Source organism: Paenibacillus phoenicis (genome assembly GCF_034718895.1).
GTDB classification, from domain to species: Bacteria; Bacillota; Bacilli; order Paenibacillales; family Paenibacillaceae; genus Fontibacillus; species Fontibacillus phoenicis.
The window spans coordinates 1158833-1181866 of sequence record NZ_JAYERP010000001.1 but is presented as its reverse complement, the minus strand read 5'-3'; the positions used below and the strand labels follow the sequence as shown (position 1 = coordinate 1181866).

The 23034-nt window shown below is 55.2% G+C and carries 23 protein-coding genes and 2 riboswitches; of the genes, 10 read left to right on the top strand and 13 right to left on the bottom strand.

What is annotated here, in order from left to right; all coding sequences use genetic code 11:
* Positions 1 to 17 precede the first annotated feature (17 nt).
* From U9M73_RS05570 to U9M73_RS05545, 6 genes are all read right to left on the bottom strand, one after another.
* On the bottom strand, positions 18 to 434 hold the full coding sequence (locus U9M73_RS05570) for a PaaI family thioesterase (RefSeq protein WP_050769664.1): 417 nt from the start codon (positions 432 to 434) through the stop codon (positions 18 to 20).
* Positions 435 to 503: 69 nt separating this feature from the next.
* A complete protein-coding gene (locus tag U9M73_RS05565) occupies positions 504 to 2198 on the bottom strand; it encodes a long-chain-fatty-acid--CoA ligase (RefSeq protein WP_009223207.1) in 1695 nt (564 codons plus the stop codon).
* Positions 2199 to 2224: 26 nt separating this feature from the next.
* Positions 2225 to 4009 (bottom strand): acyl-CoA dehydrogenase family protein, encoded by a 1785-nt coding sequence (locus U9M73_RS05560; RefSeq protein ID WP_260069951.1) that lies wholly within the window; start codon positions 4007 to 4009, stop codon positions 2225 to 2227.
* A 27-nt stretch (positions 4010 to 4036) separates the two neighbouring features.
* Positions 4037 to 5218 (bottom strand): acetyl-CoA C-acyltransferase, encoded by a 1182-nt coding sequence (locus U9M73_RS05555; RefSeq protein ID WP_009223205.1) that lies wholly within the window; start codon positions 5216 to 5218, stop codon positions 4037 to 4039.
* A gap of 22 nt (positions 5219 to 5240) precedes the next feature.
* Positions 5241 to 7637, bottom strand: coding sequence for a 3-hydroxyacyl-CoA dehydrogenase/enoyl-CoA hydratase family protein (locus U9M73_RS05550; RefSeq protein ID WP_323076512.1), 2397 nt, complete (start codon positions 7635 to 7637; stop codon positions 5241 to 5243).
* Between the two features lie 28 nt (positions 7638 to 7665).
* Positions 7666 to 9852 (bottom strand): (Fe-S)-binding protein, encoded by a 2187-nt coding sequence (locus U9M73_RS05545; protein ID WP_323076511.1) that lies wholly within the window; start codon positions 9850 to 9852, stop codon positions 7666 to 7668.
* Between the two features lie 362 nt (positions 9853 to 10214).
* Here U9M73_RS05545 and fadR point away from each other — a divergent pair, with 362 nt between their 5' ends.
* The 3 genes from fadR (at position 10215) to U9M73_RS05530 (ending at position 12846) form a co-directional block, all read left to right on the top strand.
* Positions 10215 to 10799 carry a fatty acid metabolism transcriptional regulator FadR gene (gene fadR, locus U9M73_RS05540; protein WP_260069948.1) on the top strand — a complete coding sequence of 195 codons (585 nt, stop codon included), beginning with the start codon at positions 10215 to 10217 and terminating at the stop codon, positions 10797 to 10799.
* A 267-nt stretch (positions 10800 to 11066) separates the two neighbouring features.
* A complete protein-coding gene (locus U9M73_RS05535) occupies positions 11067 to 11834 on the top strand; it encodes an electron transfer flavoprotein subunit beta/FixA family protein (RefSeq protein ID WP_009223201.1) in 768 nt (255 codons plus the stop codon).
* A gap of 19 nt (positions 11835 to 11853) precedes the next feature.
* A complete protein-coding gene (locus tag U9M73_RS05530; protein WP_323076510.1) occupies positions 11854 to 12846 on the top strand; it encodes an electron transfer flavoprotein subunit alpha/FixB family protein in 993 nt (330 codons plus the stop codon).
* A 53-nt stretch (positions 12847 to 12899) separates the two neighbouring features.
* Here the strand turns inward: U9M73_RS05530 and U9M73_RS05525 are convergent, their stop codons facing one another.
* The gene (locus U9M73_RS05525) at positions 12900 to 13082 is read right to left on the bottom strand and encodes a hypothetical protein (RefSeq protein WP_260069946.1); all 183 of its coding nucleotides are present in this window, start codon (positions 13080 to 13082) and stop codon (positions 12900 to 12902) included.
* 154 nt (positions 13083 to 13236) lie between these two features.
* On the opposite strand from U9M73_RS05525, the gene U9M73_RS05520 reads away from it, so the two are divergent.
* Entirely contained in the window at positions 13237 to 15039 is a 1803-nt protein-coding gene (locus U9M73_RS05520) for an ABC transporter substrate-binding protein (protein ID WP_260069945.1), read from the top strand.
* A 46-nt stretch (positions 15040 to 15085) separates the two neighbouring features.
* On the opposite strand, the gene U9M73_RS05515 is transcribed toward U9M73_RS05520, so the two are convergent.
* Genes U9M73_RS05515 through U9M73_RS05505 form a run of 3 tightly spaced genes read right to left on the bottom strand, consistent with a single transcriptional unit; the run spans position 15086 to position 16108 of the window.
* Positions 15086 to 15409 (bottom strand): nitroreductase family protein, encoded by a 324-nt coding sequence (locus U9M73_RS05515; protein ID WP_323079064.1) that lies wholly within the window; start codon positions 15407 to 15409, stop codon positions 15086 to 15088.
* Between the two features lie 36 nt (positions 15410 to 15445).
* Entirely contained in the window at positions 15446 to 15763 is a 318-nt protein-coding gene (locus U9M73_RS05510; protein ID WP_009223196.1) for a DMT family transporter, read from the bottom strand.
* A 3-nt stretch (positions 15764 to 15766) separates the two neighbouring features.
* Positions 15767 to 16108: a DMT family transporter gene (locus U9M73_RS05505; RefSeq protein ID WP_009223195.1), complete on the bottom strand. Its 342-nt coding sequence runs from the start codon at positions 16106 to 16108 to the stop codon at positions 15767 to 15769.
* A gap of 58 nt (positions 16109 to 16166) precedes the next feature.
* Positions 16167 to 16276, bottom strand: a riboswitch (guanidine-I (ykkC/yxkD leader).
* Between the two features lie 180 nt (positions 16277 to 16456).
* On the opposite strand from U9M73_RS05505, the gene namA reads away from it, so the two are divergent.
* From namA to U9M73_RS05490, 3 genes are all read left to right on the top strand, one after another.
* Positions 16457 to 17467 (top strand): NADPH dehydrogenase NamA, encoded by a 1011-nt coding sequence (gene namA, locus U9M73_RS05500; protein WP_009223194.1) that lies wholly within the window; start codon positions 16457 to 16459, stop codon positions 17465 to 17467.
* Positions 17468 to 17633: 166 nt separating this feature from the next.
* Positions 17634 to 18314, top strand: coding sequence for a futalosine hydrolase (locus U9M73_RS05495; protein ID WP_260069942.1), 681 nt, complete (start codon positions 17634 to 17636; stop codon positions 18312 to 18314).
* Positions 18311 to 19147: a 1,4-dihydroxy-6-naphtoate synthase gene (locus tag U9M73_RS05490; protein WP_323076509.1), complete on the top strand. Its 837-nt coding sequence runs from the start codon at positions 18311 to 18313 to the stop codon at positions 19145 to 19147. Before U9M73_RS05495 ends, U9M73_RS05490 begins: the two co-directional genes overlap by 4 nt.
* Before the next feature lie 72 nt (positions 19148 to 19219).
* Here the strand turns inward: U9M73_RS05490 and U9M73_RS05485 are convergent, their stop codons facing one another.
* From U9M73_RS05485 to U9M73_RS05475, 3 genes are all read right to left on the bottom strand, one after another.
* Positions 19220 to 20104 (bottom strand): radical SAM/SPASM domain-containing protein, encoded by an 885-nt coding sequence (locus U9M73_RS05485; protein ID WP_009223191.1) that lies wholly within the window; start codon positions 20102 to 20104, stop codon positions 19220 to 19222.
* Between the two features lie 56 nt (positions 20105 to 20160).
* The gene (fosB, locus tag U9M73_RS05480; protein WP_009223190.1) at positions 20161 to 20577 is read right to left on the bottom strand and encodes a metallothiol transferase FosB; all 417 of its coding nucleotides are present in this window, start codon (positions 20575 to 20577) and stop codon (positions 20161 to 20163) included.
* Positions 20578 to 20665: 88 nt separating this feature from the next.
* Complete coding sequence (locus tag U9M73_RS05475) at positions 20666 to 21397, bottom strand: DUF4183 domain-containing protein (protein ID WP_323076508.1); 732 nt, start codon at positions 21395 to 21397, stop codon at positions 20666 to 20668.
* A 213-nt stretch (positions 21398 to 21610) separates the two neighbouring features.
* Between U9M73_RS05475 and U9M73_RS05470 the strand changes: the two genes are divergently transcribed.
* The 3 genes from U9M73_RS05470 to crcB (U9M73_RS05460) all read left to right on the top strand — a co-directional run bounded on the left by U9M73_RS05470 (position 21611) and on the right by crcB (U9M73_RS05460) (position 22935).
* The gene (locus U9M73_RS05470; RefSeq protein ID WP_260069941.1) at positions 21611 to 22024 is read left to right on the top strand and encodes a DUF4183 domain-containing protein; all 414 of its coding nucleotides are present in this window, start codon (positions 21611 to 21613) and stop codon (positions 22022 to 22024) included.
* Positions 22025 to 22073: 49 nt separating this feature from the next.
* A riboswitch (Fluoride riboswitch) is annotated at positions 22074 to 22135 on the top strand.
* Positions 22136 to 22177: 42 nt separating this feature from the next.
* Entirely contained in the window at positions 22178 to 22567 is a 390-nt protein-coding gene (crcB, locus tag U9M73_RS05465) for a fluoride efflux transporter CrcB (RefSeq protein WP_009223187.1), read from the top strand.
* Positions 22564 to 22935 (top strand): fluoride efflux transporter CrcB, encoded by a 372-nt coding sequence (gene crcB, locus U9M73_RS05460; protein WP_009223186.1) that lies wholly within the window; start codon positions 22564 to 22566, stop codon positions 22933 to 22935. Before crcB (U9M73_RS05465) ends, crcB (U9M73_RS05460) begins: the two co-directional genes overlap by 4 nt.
* Positions 22936 to 23034: the final 99 nt, after the last annotated feature.

Below are 23034 nucleotides of genomic sequence, written 5' to 3'. Positions count from 1 at the left end.
GGTATCCACCCAAGCCGTCAGGTCACGCGGAACGTTCCTGTTCCAAATGCACAGATTTCGCCTTGATCCAGACGGGCATAGGCCATCGTGGTGACCGATTTGTGCGATACGTGAACCAGTTCGGCGGTCACGGTGATCGACCCCTTTACGGCTTTGGTGACGTAATTCAGGTTCAAATTGGTTGTCACCACACTGGCTTCCGGTTTGGCGATCATCGCCAGCAGTCCCATCGCCGAATCGATCATCGTCGCGTGGACACCGCCATGGACGATGCCGATCAAGTTCAAATGATGCGGCTGAATCTGAAGGCGTATCACGACCCGCTGCTCATTCGCTTCGACCACTTGGCAGCCGAGATAATCTACAAATGAGCCAATCGCCGCCTGATTCCACAACGCCAAACGTTGCTGCAGCTCTTCTGAATCCGCTTTCATTTTAGATAACCTCCGTTCATCCCGCTGACTCAGCCCCCCTATCCTGTATCGGGTTAGGCGCATCAACGGTTACTTCTCTTTCGCTTGAGGCGGATTCTGACGCTCCGCTTCCTCCTCCACGAGCCTACGGCGCAGCACTTTGCCGGCCAACGTTTTCGGAAGACTATCCCGAAATTCGTAAACTTTCGGCACTTTATAGGCAGCGAGCTTCTCCTTGCACCAGCGTTTGATGCCTTCCTCGTCCGGTGTTGCACCTTCTTTCAGGACGATATACGCTTTGACCGTCTCGCCGCGATATCGATCGAAGATACCAGCCACGATCGCCTCCTCCACGTCCGGATGCTCAAACAACACCTCCTCGACCTCCCGAGGATAAATGTTATATCCTCCGGCAATGATCAAATCTTTGCGCCGATCCAAAATGTAGAAGAACCCGTCTTCATCCATCCGCCCCAAATCACCGGTGAGCAGCCAGCCGTCGCGCAGCGTCTTGTACGTTTCCTCCGGACGGTTCCAGTACCCCCGCATCACCTGGGGCCCCCGCACGGCAAGCTCGCCGATTTCACCAACTGGTACCTCCTCCAGCGTATCCGGCTGCACGATCATCGCATCGGTATCGGGAAACGGAATGCCGATCGATCCGGTTTTCCGCATCCCCCAGATGTTGTTGGCATGCGTGACCGGTGACGCTTCGGTCAATCCGTAGCCCTCGATCAGCTTGCCGCCGGTTAATTCCTCAAACCGGGTTTGGACCTCAAGCGGCAACGAAGCCGCACCGCTGACGCATACATTAATCGAGGATAAATCGTACCCCGCTACGTCCTTGTGATTAATAATCGCAACGTACATCGTTGGCGCGCCGGGAAATACGGTCGGTTTCTTGAGATGGATCGTCTGCAGCACCTGATTAATTTCAAAACGAGGCATGAGCAGCAGAGTCCCACCTAAAGAAACCGATTGATTTAACAGCACCGTCATGCCAAACACATGGAAAAAAGGGAGCGCCGCCAAATACTTCTCCTTCGCCGGCCTAGCACGGTAAAACCAGAGCTGGTTTTGAATCGTATTGGCCACCAGATTCATGTGCGTCAGCATGACCCCTTTGGCAAAGCCCGTGGTCCCGCCGGTGTATTGCAATAACGCTAAATCCTGTTCAGAATCCACTTCCACATGGCAGGGCTCAGAGCTGCCGCTGGCAAGAAAGGCCGGAAAGGCGATTAAGCGATCATTATAGTTTAAATGAGCCAGCATGCCGTCTTTTTTGGCTTTGATCGGATACAGCATGTTTTTGGGGAAAGGCAAATAGTCCTTAATCGATGTTGCGATGATATATTCCATCGGATGCAGCTTTGTCGCTGTCCTTACCCGCTCCACGAGCGGGTCTAACGTCACCATCACGCGTGCGCCCGCATCGGTGAGCTGATGCTCCAGCTCCCTGGGCATATAAAGCGGATTCGTCATGACGGCGATTCCGCCCATGAGCAGTGTCCCGTAATAGGCGATCACCGCCTGCGGGCAATTCGGCAGCATAATAGCCACCCGGTCCCCCTTGCGAATGCCCAGCTTTCGCAGGGCATTCGCAAATTGGTACGACTGTTTCAGCAGAGTACGGTAATTGATCTTTTTTCCCATGAACTCCAGAGCTGTCACTTCGGGGAAACGAGCAGCGGAAACTTCTAAAAAGTGGGCGAGATTTTGCTTCGGATAATCATAGGTCGGTGGTACTTCAGCAGGGTAGAACTTCAGCCAAGGTTTACTCGACATACGCCTTGCCTCCCAACCTCGCAATTTTACAAAACGTATTTCTCCGCCCGGATCACCTCGGCGGCAATTTGCCGTTTTAATGACAGCGTATTCAGGGCTGACCGCTTTGTCAATTTTTTCAGGATGGAGAGTTGCGTGCGCAGCATATCCCCTGTCTCCATATAACTTAGCGTTTCCTTCGCCAAAGCTTCGATCTTGCCAAATTCCTCTTGAATGAACACCTTCGTCATAGCGATATAGAGTGCTGCCTTGTCTTCACCAGCTTGCGCAATGCGCTTCTTCGTGCGGAGCAACGCGCTTTCCATGGCATAGATGGCGATCATCATATCCGCCAAATGACTGAGCACTTCCTGCTCCCGCTCCAGCTTGAGCTGATATTTTTGCACCGCTTGGGCACCCACCATCAGGAAAATCTTCTTGGCCATGGACAGCAGGTAGGCCTCCTCCTCCAACGTGCCTTCGAAAGTGCGGCTTGGGATCGGCTCCATCAGCTCCGCTTGCAGCTTTTGCGCCGCCTGCAGCAGGGGGAGCTCGCCCTTCATCGCCCGTTTAACCAGCGCGCCGGGAATCAGGAGACGATTAATTTCATTGGTGCCTTCAAAAATCCGGTTGATCCGCGAGTCGCGATAAATCCGCTCAATTCGATATTCCTGTGTAAACCCGTAGCCGCCATGGATTTGCACGCCTTCGTCCGCAACGAAATCCAGCACCTCCGAGCCAAACACTTTGTTGATGGAGCATTCCAGTTGGTATTCGGCGATTTGCTTCGCCGATTGGTAGCCCACATCCGCGCTGCTGTAATCGACATCGGCTAATCCGACGTCAAACAGGCCGGCTGTACGATAGACCATACTTTCCAGCACGAACGTACGCGTATTCATCTCCGCCAGCTTTTTGCCGATGAGCGGGAAGGACGAGATCTTTTGCCCGAATTGGGTACGTTCATTGGCGTATTTTGCCGCATATTCGATTGCATCCTTGGAGGAACCAAGACATCCTGCCGCCAATTTGAAGCGTCCGATATTCAGGATGTTGAAGGCGATCAAGTGGCCTTTGCCCACTTCCCACAGCAGATTTTCGACCGGCACTTTCACGTCTTCAAGGATCAGAGGGCAGGTGGAGGAGCCTTTGATGCCCATCTTCTTCTCCTCCGGTCCGATGCTCACCCCTTCCATGCTCCGTTCAACGATAAACGTGCTGAAATCGGTGCCGTTCACCTTGGCGTACACAATGAAAATATCCGCAAAGCCGGCGTTCGTAATAAATTGTTTCGTCCCGTTTAACACATAATGCGTCCCATCCTCCGACAACACCGCGGTCGTCTTGGCCCCCAGCGCATCGGAGCCCGAGGAAGGTTCGGTCAAGCAATACGCCGCGAGTAGTTCCCCTGTCGCCAGCTTCGGCAAGTATTTGCGTTTCTGGGCATCGGTTCCGAAAAACACGATGGGCAGCGTCCCGATTCCGACATGAGCTCCGGCTGAGAGGGCAAATGAGGAAGCTTTCGTCAGCTTTTCGCTGATTAACGTTGTGCTGACTTTGTCTAGCCCCATGCCGCCGTAAGCCTCCGGCACGTCAGCGCCGAGCAGCCCTACTTCGCCCGCTTTGCGCAGCAAATCGGCGGTCAGCTCATAGTTCAAATGCTCGATCTCTTCGTCCCGCGGTAGGATTTCCGATCGGACGAATTCCTCCGTCGTCTCGCCGATCATGCGATGCTCCTCGCTGAAATCCTCCGGGGTCACAACCTGACGGTAATCTACATCGGTAATGACAAAGCTTCCGCCTACGATTTTTTCCTTCGTTTCGTTGCTCATGCGATCCTCTCCTTCATTCAAATGGATTCAAGGGTGAACTTCAAAAACGCCGGCCGCGCCCATACCGCCGCCAATACACATCGACACGACACCGTACCTGCCGCCCCGTCGGTGCAGTTCGTGAATCAGGGAGATCGACAGCTTCGTCCCGGTGCAGCCCAGCGGATGTCCGAGGGCAATCGCGCCGCCATTGACGTTCACTTTGTTCTCATCCAGACCCAACTCGCGAATCACGTGTATGCATTGAGAGGCGAATGCTTCGTTGATCTCAAACAGATCCACATCGTCCAGCGTGATCCCTGCAGCCGCCAGCGCCTTCGGAATCGCCTTGACCGGACCTACGCCCATCAACTCCGGCTCCACGCCGGCCACCGCAAACGCGCGGAACGTTGCCAGCGGTTGAAGCCCTAACGCATCGGCCTTCTCCCGGCTCATGACGACGACCGCTGCCGCCCCATCGTTCATCGGCGAGGAGTTCCCTGCCGTCACGGTTCCCCCTTGCTTAAAGCTGGGTTTCAGCTTCGCTAAAGCTTCAAGGGTCGTATCGCTGCGGACACTTTCGTCAGTGTCAAACACAAAGCGCTTCACTTTGACCTTCCCGCGCTCATCCAAGCTGCGCAGCTCCGCCTCAAACGGGACGATCTCCTCCTTGAACTTGCCTTCGGCGATGGCTTGAGCGGCTTTCTGATGCGATGCCAAAGCGAACCGGTCCTGATCTTCCCGGGAGATGCCAAAACGTTCGGCAACGCGTTCCGCCGTATGGCCCATCGCGATGTAGACCTCCGGCATTTCAGCGACGATCCGCGGGTTCGGCGACACCTTGAACCCGGTCATTGGCACATGGCTCATGCTTTCCACGCCGCCGGCGATCAACACATCGGCCTGACCCAGCATGATCCGCTCCGCCGCAAAGGCAATCGCCTGCAAACCCGAAGAACAGAAGCGATTGATGGTAATGGCAGGCACCGTCACCGGAAACCCGGCGTAGAGCGCCATGATGCGTGCAAAGTTAAGCCCCTGCTCCCCCTCCGGCATGGCGCAGCCAATGATGATGTCCTCAACATCCCCTTTGCTCAGACCGGGTGCACGCTCAATCGCGGCTTCCAGCACGATTTTGCCTAAATCATCGGCGCGGGTTTGGACCAGACTGCCTTTCTTGGCTCTGCCCACTGCGGTTCGGGCCGCGGATACAATCACAGCTTCCTTCATCTGAACTCATCCTCCCCTTCGTTTAGTTCCGTAGCGGTTTGCCTTTGCTCAGCATGTGCTGCATGCGTTGCTGCGTCTTGGGTTCGCCGCATAAGCTCAGGAATGCCTCGCGCTCCAGGTCGAGCATATATTGCTCGGTCACCAGCGTCCCGGCGGGCACGTCGCCTCCAGCGAGCACATGGGCGAGCTTGTTGGCGATCAGCAGATCGTGATCGCTGATATAACCGCCTTCGTGCATGCCGAGTGCGCCAAGCAGCAGAACCGCTTTGCCTTCGGAGCCAACGACGCGGAATTTCGTCTCGGGAATCGGCTCATATCCGCTTCCCGCCAGCTTCAAGACGGCCTGCTTCGCTTCGTAAATCAACTGATCGGGATTTAACACCACCCGATCGGTGGACTTCAACAGCCCCAGCCGTTTGGCGTCATGACCGCTGCTGGATACGGTAGCCGTCCCAACCGTTTGGAAGTAGTGGTTGATGTATGGCTGCAAATCAGCCTCAGCCAACATTGCCTGCTGGCTGGCTCGCAATGCCAATTCCTTGCAGCCACCGCCCGCCGGGATCAGGCCAACGCCCACCTCGACGAGTCCGTAATACGTTTCAGCGGCGGCGATGACCTGATCTGCCGGCATGCACGCCTCCACACCGCCGCCCAGCGTCATGCGGTGCGGCGCCGCAATGACCGGCTTTTCAAACCGTTTCAGCCGGTACATCGTGTTCTGGAACAGACGAATAATGTCGTCGATTTCATCCCATTCCTCGTCCTGTGCCTCCATGAGCAGCAACATCAGGTTGGCGCCAACGCAAAAATTGCGGCCCTGGTTGGCAATGACCAGCCCTTCGAAGTTGTCCCGCACCTCATCCATGCTCTGCAAGATCATCTGCAAAATATCCGCGCCGATCGCATTGTTCGGTGAATGGAACTCCAAGCAAGCTACGCCGTCGCCAAGGTCGATCAGGCTGGCGCCGCTGTTGCTGCGCACCACTCGATTCTGCGCCTTCAAGTCGCGAAGCGAGATCTGTTCCGGCGGCAGCGCTACTGGCGCGTATCCTCCAACTGCGGCTTGGAATAGAGAGCCGCCGTCTTTTTTGTAGAACGAGGTATTTCCCTCAGCAATCCAGTCCTTGACCCAGGCCGGTACCGTCAGCCCTTCCGCCTCCATCTTCTCAACGGTACGCACCAGGCCGATGGCATCCCACGTTTCAAACGGCCCCAGTTCCCAGTTAAAGCCCCATTTCATCGCTTCGTCGATTTCGCGGATGTTATCCGCAATTTCACCCAGCTTGGCGGCGGAATAAATCAGCACCTGCTTCAGTACATCCCATGCCAGCTGGGAGTAGCGGTCTTGCGTGCCAAGCAGCGCCTTCGTTTTGGCGGCCGCCCCTTTCGCCAGCTTGGCGGCTTCCAAGGAAGCGGACGTCACTTTGCGCTGCGGTGCGTACTCCATTGTCTGCAGGTTTAAGGACAGAATTTCGCTGCCCTTCTCCCCTTTGATTTTGCGGTAAAAGCCCTGCCCGCTTTTCTCGCCGAGCCAGCCTCGCGATACCATGTCCTTCAGCGATGACGGAGCGGCAAACACCTGCTTCTCCGCTTCATCCGATACGTTCGCATATACGTTGTCGGCCACATGCAGGAACGTGTCCAGGCCGACCAGATCCAAGGTGCGGAAGGTGGCGCTTTTCGGTCGGCCCATCGCCGGGCCGGTCACCGCATCCACCTCTTCGACGGTGTACCCCTTCTCCGCCATCTCGCGTAGCGTCACGAGCAGGCCATAGGTGCCGATTCGGTTGGCGATGAAATTTGGCGTATCCTTGGCCAGAACGACCGTTTTGCCCAGCTTTTGCTCGCAGAAGCGGCTTAAGCCTTGAACCAGCTCCGGATCGGTCGATTGCCCCGGGATGATCTCCAGCAGCTTCATATACCGCGGCGGATTAAAGAAATGTGTGCCGAGAAAATGTCTCCCGAATTCCTCGGACCGCCCTTCCGCCATCGCGTTGATCGAGATCCCCGACGTATTGGAACTGACGATCGTCCCCGGCTTCCAGTGGCGCTCTACCTGGGCGAGCAGTTGCTGCTTGATGGCGAGGTTTTCGACGACGACCTCGATCACCCAATCCACGTCAGCAATCAGGTGCAAATGATCCTCCAGATTGCCGGGTGTGATTCGCTCCGCGAAAGCGTTGTCATATAACGGCGCGGGTTTCGTCTTGGACAGACCGGCGATCGCCGACGTCGCTAAGCGATTGCGCACGAACGGATGGTCGAGCGTCAGCCCAGCGGCCATCTCCGCGTCGCTTAACCGTTGCGGGACGATGTCGAGCAGCAGGCAGGAGATGCCCGCATTCGCCAGTTGGGCAGCGATGCCGGAGCCCATGATACCAGAGCCGATAACGGCTGCTTTTCGGATCGGTTTGTTCATTTGATCTACCTCCTATGACCTTAAAAATTCATTGAGATAATGCGGGGACCGGATCCGCCGCCTGCTCGCCGAACACGGACAACGCCAAAATTTCGGCAATGTCCCGCGCCTTTACCTGGTCTTCCACTTCCTTAAGCTTGTTGCCGTCTTCCAGCATCGTCAGGCAATACGGGCAGGCGCTGCTGATCATGCTTGGATGTACCTCCAACGCTTGCTCGGTGCGGGCCAAGTTGATCCGTTTGCCGGCGGTTTCCTCCATCCACATCAGCCCGCCGCCGGCGCCACAGCACATCCCGTTCTCCCGGGAGCGGGCCATCTCAACCAGCTCCACGCCGGGCACGGCCCGCAGGACCTCGCGCGGCGCATCATAGACACCGTTATACCGCCCAAGATAACAAGAATCGTGATAGGTAACCCGTTCGTTGACCTGGTGGGTCGGCTTCAACCGTCCCTCACGGATCAGCTGCTCCAGTAGCTGTGTATGGTGCTGTACTTCCACCCCCTCCAGACCGAATTCGGGATATTCGTTTTTCAACGTATTAAATGTATGCGGGCAAGCGGTAACGATTTTGCGCACCCCATACCGTTGGAACGTTGCAATGTTTTCATGGCATAGCTGTTGGAACAAGAACTCATTGCCCATCCGGCGCGGCGTATCCCCGGAATTGCGCTCCTCGTTGCCAAGGATCGCGAAGTTAACGCCCGCTTCGTGTAACAGCCGGACAAACGCCCGCGTGACTTTGCGGCTGCGCAGATCATAAGAGCCCATCGAGCCAACGAAATACAAATACTCAAAGGACGGATTATCCTTCACCGTCGGCACAGGAATACCCTCCAGCTCGCCGGTCCAGGCTGCGCGGTCGTTGCGGCTGATCCCCCAGGGATTGCCTTGCCGCTCGATGTTCTGCATCGCCCGTTGGCCTTCCGCAGGAACGCTGCCCTGCATCAGGACAAGATGACGGCGCAGGTCCACAATTTTATCGACGTGCTCGTTCCCCACCGGACATTGATCCTCGCAATTCCGGCAAGTCGTGCAGGCCCAAATTTCTTCTTCGGTCATGACGTCGCCGATTAGTTCAAGATCGGTTGCCGCTTTACCTTGGGCAGCCGGTTGCCAAGCCGCCTTTTGCCAATCCAGCGTCGGGCGGATGTCGGTGATGCAAGATGCGCGGCCCCAGTCCGGTGCCGCATGCGCCGCACCTGCTGCCACCGCGTGGACGCCGTCAGAGCCAAACACATTCGCCGGCACCCACGGCGATTTGCCTGTAACGGCGGCGCCTTTCTCGGTGAGATGATCGCGCAGCTTCGTGATCAGATGCATCGGCGACAGCGTTTTGCCGGTGCTTGCCGCCGGGCAGACGCTGGTGCAGCGACCGCATTCCACGCAGGCGTAGAAGTCGAGCATTTGCTTTTGCGTGAAATCCTCAATGCAGCCAACCCCGAAGCTCTCGGCTTCTTCGTCTTCAAGGTCCAGGCTCTGCAGCCGTCCATGCGGTTCCCGCCGGCGCAGCCAGATGTTGATCGGTGCTGTGATGAGATGGAAGTGCTTCGATTGAGGGATGTATACGAGAAAAGAAAGCAGGATCAATAAATGCAGCCACCAAAACACGTAAAAAACAGCTTCCGCGGCGGCCGCAGGCAGCCAGGCGAATCCGGCGGCGATGGCTGACGAGACCGGGGCGTACCATGAAAACTCCAGCCCCATCCATACACGTTCGAAGCCTAACGACAAGAGCACGGAAACCATCAAGGCATAGATGAAAATCACAACGATGCCAGGTTTCCAACCCTTTTTTAATCGCGGCAGCTTCTCGATATAACGGCGGTATGCGGCGTACCCCATCGCGATGAGAATCGCGAGCGCGGTAAACTCTTGGAACCAGCCGAACAGCTCGTATGCAGGCAACGGCAGATGACCGCCGCGCGACAGCCCTTTGACGATCAGATCAATCGCCCCAAACTGCAACACGATAAACCCGTAAAACACAACAACGTGCATCAACCCGCTTTTGCGATCCTTCATCAGCTTCTTCTGCCCGAGCACTTGCGACCAGAATTCGCCTTGGGCTCCCCCGTGCCTAGCACGGAAGTCGAACGGCCGGCCAAGCCGCAGATACAGGTAACGACGGACTACAGCCTGATAGAACACGAATATGGCATATCCCGTAACGGCGGCAAACAGCAAAGCGTTTAGCGTAAGCCAAAACGTAACCATGAATATGCGTCCCTCCTTCGAACAATTCTTTTTGTGGAAAGAGATCGCTGATCGATAAAGTGTGTCAATGTGTGCGGGAATGCTGGTTCTGGCAGGACTAAGGGGTTCATTGATTTCACAACAGTCATAGCCGAAATGGAGATAAAGCTGAATTACTGGGGTCAAAGTGTTAATGAGTTATGAGTTCCTAGCACGATTGAGGTTGGCCCTCGTACAAGTCAACAGGGTAAACGTTTACAACATGGAGTTAAATGAAAATCTTAAGGAACGTCCCTTGACAATCGGTGAGTTCTTCCCCTAAGATTAAGAAAATGAATGACGGTTCATTCAGTTGTTTTAAATTTTAGCATTGAGGTGGCTCGATGACAAGTAGGAAACAGGAAAAATTTGAAATGATCTTGGATGCAGCGGAAAAAGTCATTGCGGAGAACGGGTTCCACGGCTCCCAGGTCTCAAAAATCGCAAAAGAGGCTGGAGTCGCAGACGGCACAATTTATTTATATTTCAAAAATAAAGAGGATATCCTGATCTCCCTCTTCCAGGATCGGCTGGGCAAGCTTGTTGATCTGTTCCATCAGAACATCCGTGAAACGAGCACAGCCGAAGAAGCGCTGCGTAAAGTGTGCGAAATTCACTTCACCCATCTGGAGCAGAACGTAAATTTTGCGTACGTGACGCAAATCGAGCTGCGGCAAAGCTCCCTCGAACTGCGCAAGGCAATCGGCCTTGCGGTGAAGCCCTACATCACGCTCATCGAGCATATCTTGAAGAGAGGGATCGAGGAAGGCTCGTTTCGCGCCAACCTGGACACCAAGCTATCCCGTCAGCTGATCTTTGGAGCCTTGGACGAGGTTGTGACCTCCTGGCTGATCTCTGGTATGAAGTACTCTCTATCCGCTCAAGTGGAGAACACGGTAGACTTTTTCCTGCGTGCGATGAAGAAGTGAGCCCTTATTTCTGAGCAACACCCCACCTATCGGCTCTGCGCTAACGCTTGTGATCGACCTTATCAGAGGCAAAATCGGAATCTGCATCATATAACGCTTGTCACAGCGCTTATTTGCTGGTTTTTGAGGAATATCCCCCTCAAATCGTGCCATTAGCGTTACTGATCAGCGTTAGAAGTGAAATTCACTCCTTGTCGCCCAAATAAGTGCGCTGGCAAGCGTTAGCATGAACTTGAGGCAGAACATTCTTGAAAGGAGTTGGCCCGCATGCATGTCGTTGTAATCCTGAAACAAACCTTCGATACGGAGGAAAAAATCGTCATCACCGATGGTAAGATTGGTGAGGACGGCGTTAAGTTCGTCATTAACCCTTACGACGAATATGCGGTTGAGGAAGCGCTGCGCCTGAAGGAAGCCCATGGCGGCACGGTGACGGTCGTGTCGGCAGGGCCGGAAAGAGCGGCCGAAGCGCTGCGCACCGCCCTGGCGATGGGCGCTGATGAAGCGGTACGGATCGCCACAGAGACGATCGATACGGACGAATACGGCATCTCCCGCCTGCTCGCCGCCTACCTGCAAACGCTGAACTATGACCTTATCCTGGGCGGCAACTTCTCCGTGGACAACGGAGCCGGTCAAGTCGCCGTGCGGCTTGCCAAGCTGCTCTCGCTCCCCCACGTCTCGTCGATTACGAAGCTGACCGTAAACGGAGATCGGGCAACCGCCGTACGGGATGCGGAAGGCGACGCTGAAACATTGGAGGTGGCGTTACCCGCTGTTTTCACGGCCCAGCAAGGCTTAAACGAACCACGCTATCCGTCGCTCCCCGGAATTATGAGAGCAAAGAAGAAACCGTTCCGCGAATTGGCCCTCTCCGATCTTGGACTGAACGAAACCGACATCGCCCCCAAAACACGACGGCTTGGCCTCTCCCTGCCGCCGGCCCGCCAAGCTGGCAAGCTGCTCGCCGGTGCACCTAGCGAACAGGCAGCGGAATTGGTTCGACTGCTGCGCTCTGAAGCGAAAGTCATTTAACCCGAAGGAGGCGTTAATCATGAGCAAAACGTACGTGGTGATCGTCGAAACGAAGGATGGTAAGCTTCGCCAAGTCTCTTTGGAAGCGCTTCACGTCGCGAATGCGCTGCAGGGCGAAAGCGACCGGCTTGCGGCGGTGCTGCTGGGTCATCAGCTGGATGATGCCGCAGCCGAGCTGAGCCGTCATGTGGAGGGCCAGGTGCTGGTCTTGGATCATGCCGAACTCCATGCTTATCAGCCGGAGCTGGCCTTTGAAGCGATACTGCAAGCCCTGGCCGTGCTGCCGGACGAACCGAGACTCATCCTGCTTGGACATACAGCCATCGGCCGCGATCTCGCACCTCAGCTGGCTGCCTGGCTTGATTGCGGGCAAATTTCTGACGTTACCGCCCTCACCAAGGACGGCGACAGTGTTGTATTTACGCGTCCAATTTATGCCGGGAAAGCCTTTGAGCAAAAAGAACTGGCAGACGGCAGCGGCATCGTGACCATCCGTCCAAACAACTTCCCCCCTGCAGCCCCAGCCGCTGCCTCAGGGACGCTCGTTCCGTTGGAGTTTACCCCGCCTGCAACGCTGCACACGATCCTCAAGGATGTGGTGCGCAAAGTGTCCGGCAAGGTCGATCTCACCGAAGCGAAGATCGTCGTATCCGGAGGACGCGGCGTGAAAAGCGCCGACGGCTTTAAAGTGCTGGAAGAACTGGCGGACACCCTCGGCGGCGCTGTCGGCGCTTCGCGCGGTGCGTGTGATGCCGGGTACTGCGACTATGCGCTGCAAATCGGCCAAACCGGAAAGGTCGTCACACCGGAAATTTATATCGCCTGCGGGATTAGCGGCGCGATTCAGCATCTGGCCGGCATGAGCCAATCGCGGATCATCATTGCCATTAACAAAGACCCTGAAGCGCCGATCTTCAAGGTAGCCGACTACGGCATCGTTGGCGATCTGTTCGAAATCGTTCCCTTGTTAACCGAGCAATTTAAAGAAGTCCTCGCTGAACAGACCTCCTAATATAAAAAAAAAATGCCTGCATCACGTGATGCGGGCATTTTCCTCGTAAGGAATCAATAAAACATATTCAGGATCGACCGCAGTACCTTACCCATGCCGTTCGCTCTTTTCCGTTTTTTCACCGATCGCTTGGGAACGGTCATCCCTTCAAAGCAGTTAGGGTTGCCGGGTCTTTTTAACAACTGATGGAATTCCTTAATCTCCCGTTCTCTCACGTAAAAATCTTGATAATTCATGGGATAACCTCCTTGCTTCCGGGGCTGGTAACGACCGCCCCTCTGCTTATTTCCATTATCTGCTTCAAAAGCAGGAAGAAAAAGAGTATACTATTCCAAAGTCATTTCCCCTTTTGCGTTTGCAAGGAGGACGGGGGCATGGAGGTGTGTGATCGTGTTAACCGCAGAGCGTTATTTGGCGCTGCTGAATCATTATGCGGAGGGAAGCGGCGATTCGGCAGAGCCTCGCGAAGTTGAGGTCGCGCTGGAGGATTTAACGAAGCTGTTTCATTGTACGGAGCGGAACGCCAAGCTGGTGATCCGCAAGCTGCAGGAGGAAGGTCTGATCGACTGGTCGCCGGGCCGAGGGCGCGGGCATCGTTCCCGTTTGGTATTTCGGGTGAACCGGGAAAATTTCTTGATCGACCTGGCCCAAAGGCTAGCGGAAAAAGGGGAATACCGCTTGGCCTTCGAATTCCTTCATCAGTACGAAGGCGATATCCATGCGCGGGAACGGTTCATTCAGTGGCTGAATGACCAGTTTGGAGCGGAACGACAGCTCGCCGCAGGTCAAAGCTGCCGGGACATCTTCCGCCTGCCGGTGTATAAAGCTCCGCTTACGTTAGATCCGGCCAAGCTGATTTACGACTTGGATTCCCATCTCGTTCGGCAAATCTTCGATCGGCTGGTGCAATACGATCAGACGAAGGGTCAAGTGACCGGCATGATCGCCCATCATTGGGATCATGATGAGACCGGTACGGCGTGGACGTTCCATTTGCGTAAAGGCGTGCGTTTTCATCATGGAAAAGAGCTCACCGCCGAGGACGTCGTTTTCACCTTTTCTCGGCTGCGGGAAGTCTCAACCAACCGCTGGTTGGTGTCGAGCGTAGACCGGATCGAGGCGCTGGATGCGCGAACCGTTGTGTTCCAGTTGCATCAACCAAATTGGCTGCTCCCCCGCCTGTTCTGCTCCTCATGTGCTTCCATCCTTCCTGCCGATTTACTCAGTAAGGACGAAACGGCATTTTGGCAGTTTCCAAGCGGCACTGGCCCGTTCCGGCTTACCCATTGGAGCTTGAACCGGATGGAGCTTGAGGTACATGCGGGTTATTTTCTCGGTCGACCTTATTTGGACGGCGTTACCCTGGTCTTTCTGCCCGACGATATTCCGAATTCCTCCAAGTTGAGATGGGAGCAACTGATCGTCAACGATTCACGGGTTCCCGCCCAAGCCGGGGACGATTGGAATCGAATCCAGACCTTAAGACGGGGCTGCAGCTTAATTTCCTGGAATCGTAACCGACTTGGACCGCAGCAATCGCTGGCGTTTCGGCAGGCGATTAACCTGGTGATTGACCGCCCTGGGTTGATCCGAACTACGGGGAAATCCGGATATCCGGCACGCAGCTTCCAGCCAACCGAGGAAACCACGCTGGGGGTTCATCGGCACGATCCGGCCGCCGCAAGGCAACTGCTGGAGGAAATAGGTTATATCGGCGAGCCGATCCGCTTGGCAGCCCATTATCTCGATAGAGAGGAAGCCGAATGGATCAAACTCCAATGCGATACGATCGGAATTCCGGTTGAGGTTGTGAATTATGAAAAAGGTGATATGGCAAGAACGGCTGCCCTGGAAGCCGATGCCGTCCTGTTATACCTCGTCTTCGCCGAGGATGAGGTGTGCGAGTTGGAAAGCTTCTTGCAGGAAGACAGCTACATCCGTTTGCATATGCCGCCGGAATTAAGCCGCTGGGTGTTCGGCATGGTGGATGAAGTTTTTGCGTCCAGAAGTCCGGAGAAACGGCGGGTGTTGCTGCAGCAAATCGAAAATCGCCTGCAGGATGAAGCGCAGGTTACTTTTCTTGTGCACAGCATGTTGAACACGTATGTCCACCCTTCCATCCGCGGTGTTGCGATCAACAACCTCGGCTGGATGGACTTTAAGGACATCTGGCTGACCTCCACAGCGGGGTGAGTCCCCTAAAAAAAGCGTCTGGCTGTTGAGCCAAACGCTTTTTGTATTAATTAACCTTCATTCGGTTGTCAATCGGCCCAAACTCCTTGTCGCCAGCCGGAGCCTCAATGTTGCCAAACGGCATTTGCGCAATTAGCTTCCAGCTTTCCGGTACGCCCCATTCCTTCCGCATTTCCTCGTCGATTAAAGGGTTATAATGCTGGATCGAAGCGCCTACGCCTTCGTCCGACAGGGCTGTCCAAACGACATATTGTAACATGCCGTTTTGCTGCGCCCAAACCGGGAAGTTCTCGGCGTATAAGGCAAACTGCTTCTGCAACCCTTCGATCACCATCTGTGTGAATGGAACCTCCCTTAATATGCCCCCAATAGACGTAAATCCAACCCATCCCGAAGCAGCTTCCGTTTACTCGCTGATGAGCTTTAAACCCACGGCTGCGCCTAAAATAAAGGCAATAAACAGCAGCCTCCGCCACTCGCGGGATTCGCCATAGAGCAGCATCCCGGCGATCGCGCTTCCCGCTGTACCGATTCCCGTCCACACCGCATACGCCGTCCCCATGGAAATGGTTCGCATCGCCAAGGTCAGAAACAGGAAGCTGAGCAAAAAACCGCCGGCCATCCAGGCATACGCACCTAGGCTCTTACGGGTGTTGATTTTGTTAATCCCGATCACGCCCAGCACCTCGCCAAATCCGGCAAAAACAAGCAGTATCCAATCCATCGGTTAAGCTCCCCCTTCCGTCTGCTTCTCTCCATCGGTCACCAGCTTCAAGCCGATAACGCCGACCAGCAACAGCAAAATGAGCAGCAGCTTAGCCCAGCGGAACGGTTCCCCAAACAACGCCATCTCCGCGATCACCGTACCTGCCGTGCCGATGCCCGTAAATACGGCATAGACCGTGCCAATCGGAAGCCGCCGTCCGGATAAGATCAGTAAGTACATGCTCATCACGATACAAACCGCCGTCGCTCCCCAGCCGAGCGCATCCCCGGCGTGCTTCAAGCCGATCACCCATCCAATCTCAAATAAGCCGGCAACGCCGACCCACCCCCAATCACGTTTCATGCTGCATGACCCACTCCTTTATGCAAAAAATAAAACCCGAAAGATATCAACAAACGATATCTCCCGGGCTTTTGTCCCTCCGTGTCCACGACATGATAAAGTGCCGCGCGTTCCCTCTTGGACCAGTCCGGCCGGTGTATCCGCCGCGGAACCCTAGGGAACAATTCGATAGCTATCTTAACCGATTCCTGCTGCAGGGTCAAGAAGTACCGATAATTTTAAGTATACAAAACTATACTATAGAACAATTTTGTGCGTACTTGTAAGTTGTAATCCGATCGACTAACATGGATATTGACTGAGGTTTATTCCATAACATTCTAAAAGCAAGAGAAGGAGTGATAGAGAATGAGCGCCCAACTATTTACCCCGTATACGATCAAACAGGTTACGTTTAAAAACCGGATCGTCATGTCCCCCATGTGCCAATATTCTTCCCACAACCGAGACGGAAAAGTCGAGGATTGGCACCGGGTTCACTACGCGTCCCGCGCCGTTGGCGGCGTTGGCTTGATCCTTGTCGAAGCGACGGCCGTCTTACCAGAAGGACGGATTTCGTATCGAGATCTTGGCATCTGGAGCGATGAACACATCTCCGGATTGAAGGAGCTCGTTGACCTTGTGCATCGTAACGGCGCCAAAATTGGGATTCAACTCGCCCATGCTGGACGGAAAGCGGAGCTCGAGGAAACGATTCTAGCGCCGTCTGCCATTCCGTTTCCGGAGAAAAAAACGCCTAAGGCCGCGGATGCCGAGGATATCCGGCGGATTGTGGAAGGTTTCCGCGACGGGGCACGCCGCGCGAAGGAGGCCGGTTTTGACGTCATTGAGATCCATGGGGCCCATGGGTATTTGCTGAACGAATTCCTTTCTCCGGTGACCAACCATCGGGAAGACGAATACGGCGGAAACGCCGATAACCGTTACCGGTTGTTGAGCGAAGTGATCGAGGCAGTAAATTCGGTTTGGTCCGGTCCGCTGTTCGTCCGGATCTCGGCGAATGAATACGATCCGCAGGGCAATTCGCTGGAGCAATATATCAACTATGCCCGCCGAATGAAAGCGCAAGGCGTGGATCTGATTGACTGCAGCTCTGGCGGGTTGGTTCCGGCACAAATTCAAACGTTCCCGGGATATCAAGTGAACCTGGCGGAACAAATCCGCCGCCAAGCTGAGGTTGCCACCGGTGCCGTTGGTTTAATCACGGACCCTTCCCATGCGGAAGAAATTCTCGGCAACGGGCGGGCAGATCTGGTGCTGTTAGGCCGCGAGCTGCTTCGCAACCCTTATTGGGCGTACGAGGCTGCCAAAGCCCTGAACACGACGTTAGAGCGCCCGGTTCAATACCAAAGAGCTTAAAACGGACCAGTGTTGGAGGCCCGTTTTCGCGATTGGCGAAGGCGGGTCTTTTTGCTTGGCATTGGCCTGGCTGGTTATGATCAAAACCTGACTTGGTTTTCCCGAAGCAGAGTTTTATAATTTGAAGAGTGAATTTGTCCACGGACCAAGGAGTTGTTCTTGATAGATGCTAAATCGTCCTCATCCCCAAATTTTGATCATGACGGCGGTAGAAGCCGAACAGCAGGCAGTCCTGCGCGGACTCGCCGGCTATGAAGGCACTGATGTGCAGCTGGCGGGAGTTGGCCCGGCGTCGGCGGCAGCGGCGACAGCGGCCGCGCTGGCTCGCGCCGGCCAAACCGCCGGCGGCCCGTACAGCCTCGTCCTCAGCGCCGGGATCGGCGGCGGATTCACCGAGGTCGCCGGCGTTGGCTCGCTGGTCGTCGCGAGCGAAATTATCGCCGCCGACCTCGGTGCGGAGACGCCGGACGGCTTCGCCAGCGTGGACGAGCTGGGCTTCGGCTCGCCCCGAATCGCCGTGGCGGACGAGCTGGCGGCTCGCTGGGCTGCGGCGCTGCGGGAGGCCGGGCTGCCGGTCCACCACGGCCCGATCCTGACGTTATCCACCGTCACAGGGACGGCGGAAACGGCACGCCGGCTTGCCCAGCGTTACCCCGGCGCTGGCGCCGAAGCGATGGAAGGCTTTGGCGTGGCCGAAGCCGCCCGCCAGTTCGGCGTTCCCGTGCTGGAACTGCGCGCCATCTCTAACGCCGTAGGTCCAAGGCAACGGGAACTGTGGAAAATCGGCGATGCTCTGCAAGCTTTAGAGCAAGCTTGTGCTAAACTACCGGAGGTGCTGCAATCATGAAAATCGCTTTTTCGCCTTGTCCTAACGATACCTTTGTGTTCCACGCCTGGGTCCACGGGTTAATCCCGGGAGCTCCTGAGCTCGATGTCACCTATGCGGATATTGATATTACGAACGGTTGGGCGGCTTCCGGCACCGGACCTGAGGTGCTGAAAATTTCCTACGCGGCTCTCCCTTGGGTGCTGGACGAGTACGCACTGCTCCCGTGCGGCGGAGCGCTGGGCCGCGGCTGCGGGCCGCTCGTATTAACGGCGAAGGCATGCTCGCCTTCCGACCTGTCGGGCCGCCGCGTTGCGGTTCCAAGCGAACGATCCACCGCGTACCTGCTGTTTCGGCTCTGGGCAGCAAAGCATGTTCCCGGCGGCGTCGGCGAGTTCGTCGTCATGCCGTTCGACGAGATCATGCCCGCCGTTCAACGCGGCGAATTGGATGCGGGTCTGGTGATCCATGAAGCACGTTTTACTTATCAAAATTACGGACTGCACCTGCTTCAAGACCTGGGCAACTGGTGGGAATCCGATACGGGCTTGCCGATTCCCCTCGGTGCAATCATCGCCCGCCGGTCGCTGGATCTGGCCGCAATTGCCCGCTGGACACGGGAATCCGTGGAATACGCCTGGGCGCATCCGGAATCTTCGGCGAAGTATGTGATGAGCCATGCGCAGGAAATGTCGCCCGAGGTGCAGAAAGCGCATATCGGACTGTACGTGAACCAATATACAGCGGATTTAGGTGAGGACGGCTACGCGGCCATCCGCGGTTTGCTGGACCGGGCGGCCGCCGAAGGCTTGGTGCCGAAGATCGATCCGGCCAAGCTGAATGCCAGCTGGTGAGTGTAAAGAATCCATCAAAAAACAAAGAAGGAGCCGAATCTCGACTCCTTCTTTCTTTTGTTGGGTGCAACTTTACGCCCCTCCCCCAAACCGTTTGCGATACCCGCACTTCCTGCATAGCTCCTCGACGGCTTCGCGCCGGGAGAAGCCTTCGTACAAGCGGTTCGCTCGCTCTCCTTCCACAATCTCCGAAAATGGCGTTTGATACACATTCCCAAGATTGATGATCCCTTCCCCATCCAGACAGCAAGGAATAACCGTGCCGTCCACGAGAATTCCGGCCTGGTTGCGCAGCGCATGGCAGAAGCCTTTGCCATCGTCCTCCGGAGCCCGCAAATCCGGCCAATCGAATTCGTAATCTTGGTTCAAGTAAATCCGCTCGGCTAATTTAACCCCGCTTCCGGGTGTGACCTTCTCCTCGATCCGATAATCTAGGTTGAATTCTTGCTCAATGATGGCAAGCGTCTCCCGGTTACGCATCCGTTGCAGGTTCGTCTCGTTATCCTGGGTCAAATTCCACAGGCGGAACGAAACGATCAAATCGGACGCAGCTACTGCCTCACGGACGAAGGACAACACGTTCCGCAAATACCCTTCCCGGTCGGTCGAACCTTCATGTCCGTCGAAGCTGTGCAACGAAAAATTCATCTGCCGCAGCGCCGGCTTGCCGAGCAGCTTATGACGCACCTTGGGGAGCAGCGTGCCGTTCGTGGTGATGTTGACCTTAAACCCTTTTTCGTGGCTAATGTCAAGCAACTGGTCGATCTTGGGGTGCAGCAGTGGCTCGCCTTTGACATGAAAATAAATATAGTCCGTATGCGGCTTGATGTCGTCCAGAATCTTGCGGAAGTCCTCAACTTTGATAAACTGCGCCTGGCGATGGGTCGGCGGACAGAAGCTGCAGGCCAGGTTGCAGATGCTGGTCGTTTCGATATAAAACTTTTTGAATTTTTTCATGGTGACCTACTTCATTTAAATTTTAGTTACTGTCTTATTCTATCAATGAATCGCGGTTAATAAAAGATCATGTGGTCTTTGTCCGCTTTATAGTAATCCAGTCGGTCTTGTAACGTTCCGGTATGGAATTCGAACATATGCCCGTCCGGGTCCAGAAAATAAATCGACTTTTTGTCGCGCTGATCTCTTTCACGCCCTGGCAGCACTTCAACGTTTAATTCCCGGAGCCGGTTCTGAAAGGCCTCGAAATCCCCCTCATCGATCGAAAAAGCGATATGCGTATATGTACGATGCTGCTTGTCCCGCGGAATGTCTTCCTGATTTAAGGCGATCCACAGCCCGTTCAGGTCGAAATAGGCAAGCTTATGTCCTTTCACCAGGGGAGTCGCTCCAAAGACCTGCTCATAGAACGCCATGGATCGATCCAAATCCGATACGGAGAAACAGAAATGATTAATGCCATTAATTTTCATACCAATCCTCCTACTCTATCAAACAGACCGTGACAAGGCCCTGCCCCCTGCCACGACGAATTTTCATGCTGCTTCGCATTTTCCTAGTTCAGGACGTGGCTTTGGCGGTGATTCGCACGTTTTCCACTATAATCGGCGTGCCTGCCCCTATCATATCCTGCCCCAGCAACAACGTCAAAGACTCCGGCTCCAGTACAAACAATCTGCCTTCCTGCAGCATGCCATTGATAAATAAGTTGGTATAGGACCCTCCACCGATCCCGGCAAAAACCGCAGGCGTTTCCCCCTCGTCATCCGTAAATTGATTGGCAGGGATGTGAACGGTCCCGGTCAAATCGGCAAGCGGCGCAAAAAAGTAACGGAAAACTGTAGAGGTAACCCGAATATCGCCTGCAGGCAGTCCTGGTGGTCCGGGCTTTCCCCGCTCGCCTTGTGGACCTGTTAGCCCCATTGGCCCGGCTGCTCCTGGCTCGCCCTGCGGCCCTGGCGGTCCCATCGGACCGGCACTTCCCGGAGCGCCCTGCGGTCCTGCGGGTCCCAATGCTCCAGTTGCTCCCCGCATTTCGGCCAGATCCTCCGCAACTCCACCAGGAAACGGCATAAGATTCTTCGCGCGTACCAAGCGCTCATACTGCCGAAGTAACCGGCGGTAGCGGTGCAGGAGCCGTGACGCTCGCAGATAACGAAGCCGCAGTGCATGCACGACCCGCTTCCGGCGCCGCTGACGCGAGCATGCCTGGCAGTGCTTTACCTTATGGGCTTGATACCGCCGTTTGTTCATGCGCGTTGCCTTTTTGCGCGCACCTCTTGCCGCTCCCATTCACCGCTTCCCCCTGGCCAGATGGCTCTTCAACTCTTACTTACCTATCCTATGAATAACCCGTCTTTGGCGCTTGGGCAATTGGCTTCCCCCGTCGTCCAAAAAATCCATATTCAACGGAGGTTGTCAGCCCTGTCACTTAACAAAGTTGCATCATTATATATGATGTATCGGACACTCTCGATACCCTCAAAGATTAGGAGGTGATGATAGATGCCTGTAATTAAACCCGTATTTACGGCAGTAGCATCGGCTCCAGTCGCCTCTGGAGGTGAAGTTACAACCGTAGTAACGCCGACAGTCACCCGTTACTTCGCCACGTTAACAGCCGACATGATCGGCGCTACCGAAACGACCATTCCTGCCGCCAGCTTCGTCGACGATGCCGACGCACCGATCACGGAACTGCCTGAGCTCACCGGTACCGATTATTTCAACGTTTACATTAACGGCGTACTTCAACAATCCTCGTTGTCAACGCTGACCACGGCCAGCCTCGTGCTCGACACCGTGGATTTGATCGCAGGTGTTCCCGTTCAGATTGAAGTGGGCAGCTTCAGCAACGTCGTTTCCACAATTACAACCCCGCCAACGATTTCGGCGCCCACCATTACGATTATCACGTAATCTGTATTGACGAGTTGTCCCCTCATAGCATAAAATGTTGCCAATGACAACGCAATAAGGCGATGGAGTTCGCCTAAACCGCTCGTTTGAGCTGATGACTCCTACCAGACTCTCTGGTAGGAGTCTGTCTATTTTTTCAGGAGGTAGAGCACATTGAACATCCTTGCATTAATTGTGGGTGGCTTACTCGGAACCCTGCTCCGGTACGGACTGTCCCTCTGGATTCCAAACATTGGAACTTTTCCACTTTCGATCCTGCTCATCAACTGGGCCGGTTGCTTATTTCTCGGCTGGTTGTTTACCGTCGCTGCCCTGCGAAAGATCCATCCCAGTATACGCATCGGGGCAGGTACGGGATTTGCCGGTGCATTTACGACGTTCTCCACCTTCACGGTCCAGACCGTTGATGCGATACATACCGGACATCTGGCTGCGGCAGTCGCCTATCTGTTGACCAGCTTGATCGGCGGTCTTCTGATGGCTTGGGCTGGAGTCCGCTTAGGTCAAAAACAACAGGCTCCTAAGGCAGGGGACTCCGCATGATCGGCATCGTGGGACTTGGCGGGATTCTCGGCACGCTCCTTCGTTACTATTTAGGACAATGGATCTCATCCCAAACCGCCCCTCGCGGCTCGCAATTTCCTTGGGGAACGTGGGTAATCAATCTCAGCGGCAGCCTCCTGCTTGGCGTCCTAGCCGGACTCCACACACGGCAGGCTATCCCTGACTGGGGCTGGTTGATGCTGGGGACTGGATTTTGCGGTGCCTACACGACGTTCTCCACCTTTGGATATGAAACGATCACCTTAATTAACAAGGGGCAAAAACAAAAGGCGGCCGTATATGTGCTGACCTCGGCTTTGCTCGGCGCGGCTTGCGCATGGTTGGGAAGCTGGCTTGTCTCAACTTAACGATCCCTCCATTACAAAGGTATCGGCCCGTATAACGATCAAGCGTCCCGGCGCCAGCATATAATGCAGCAAATCCGCGAATATGCGAGAAAAGGTGAT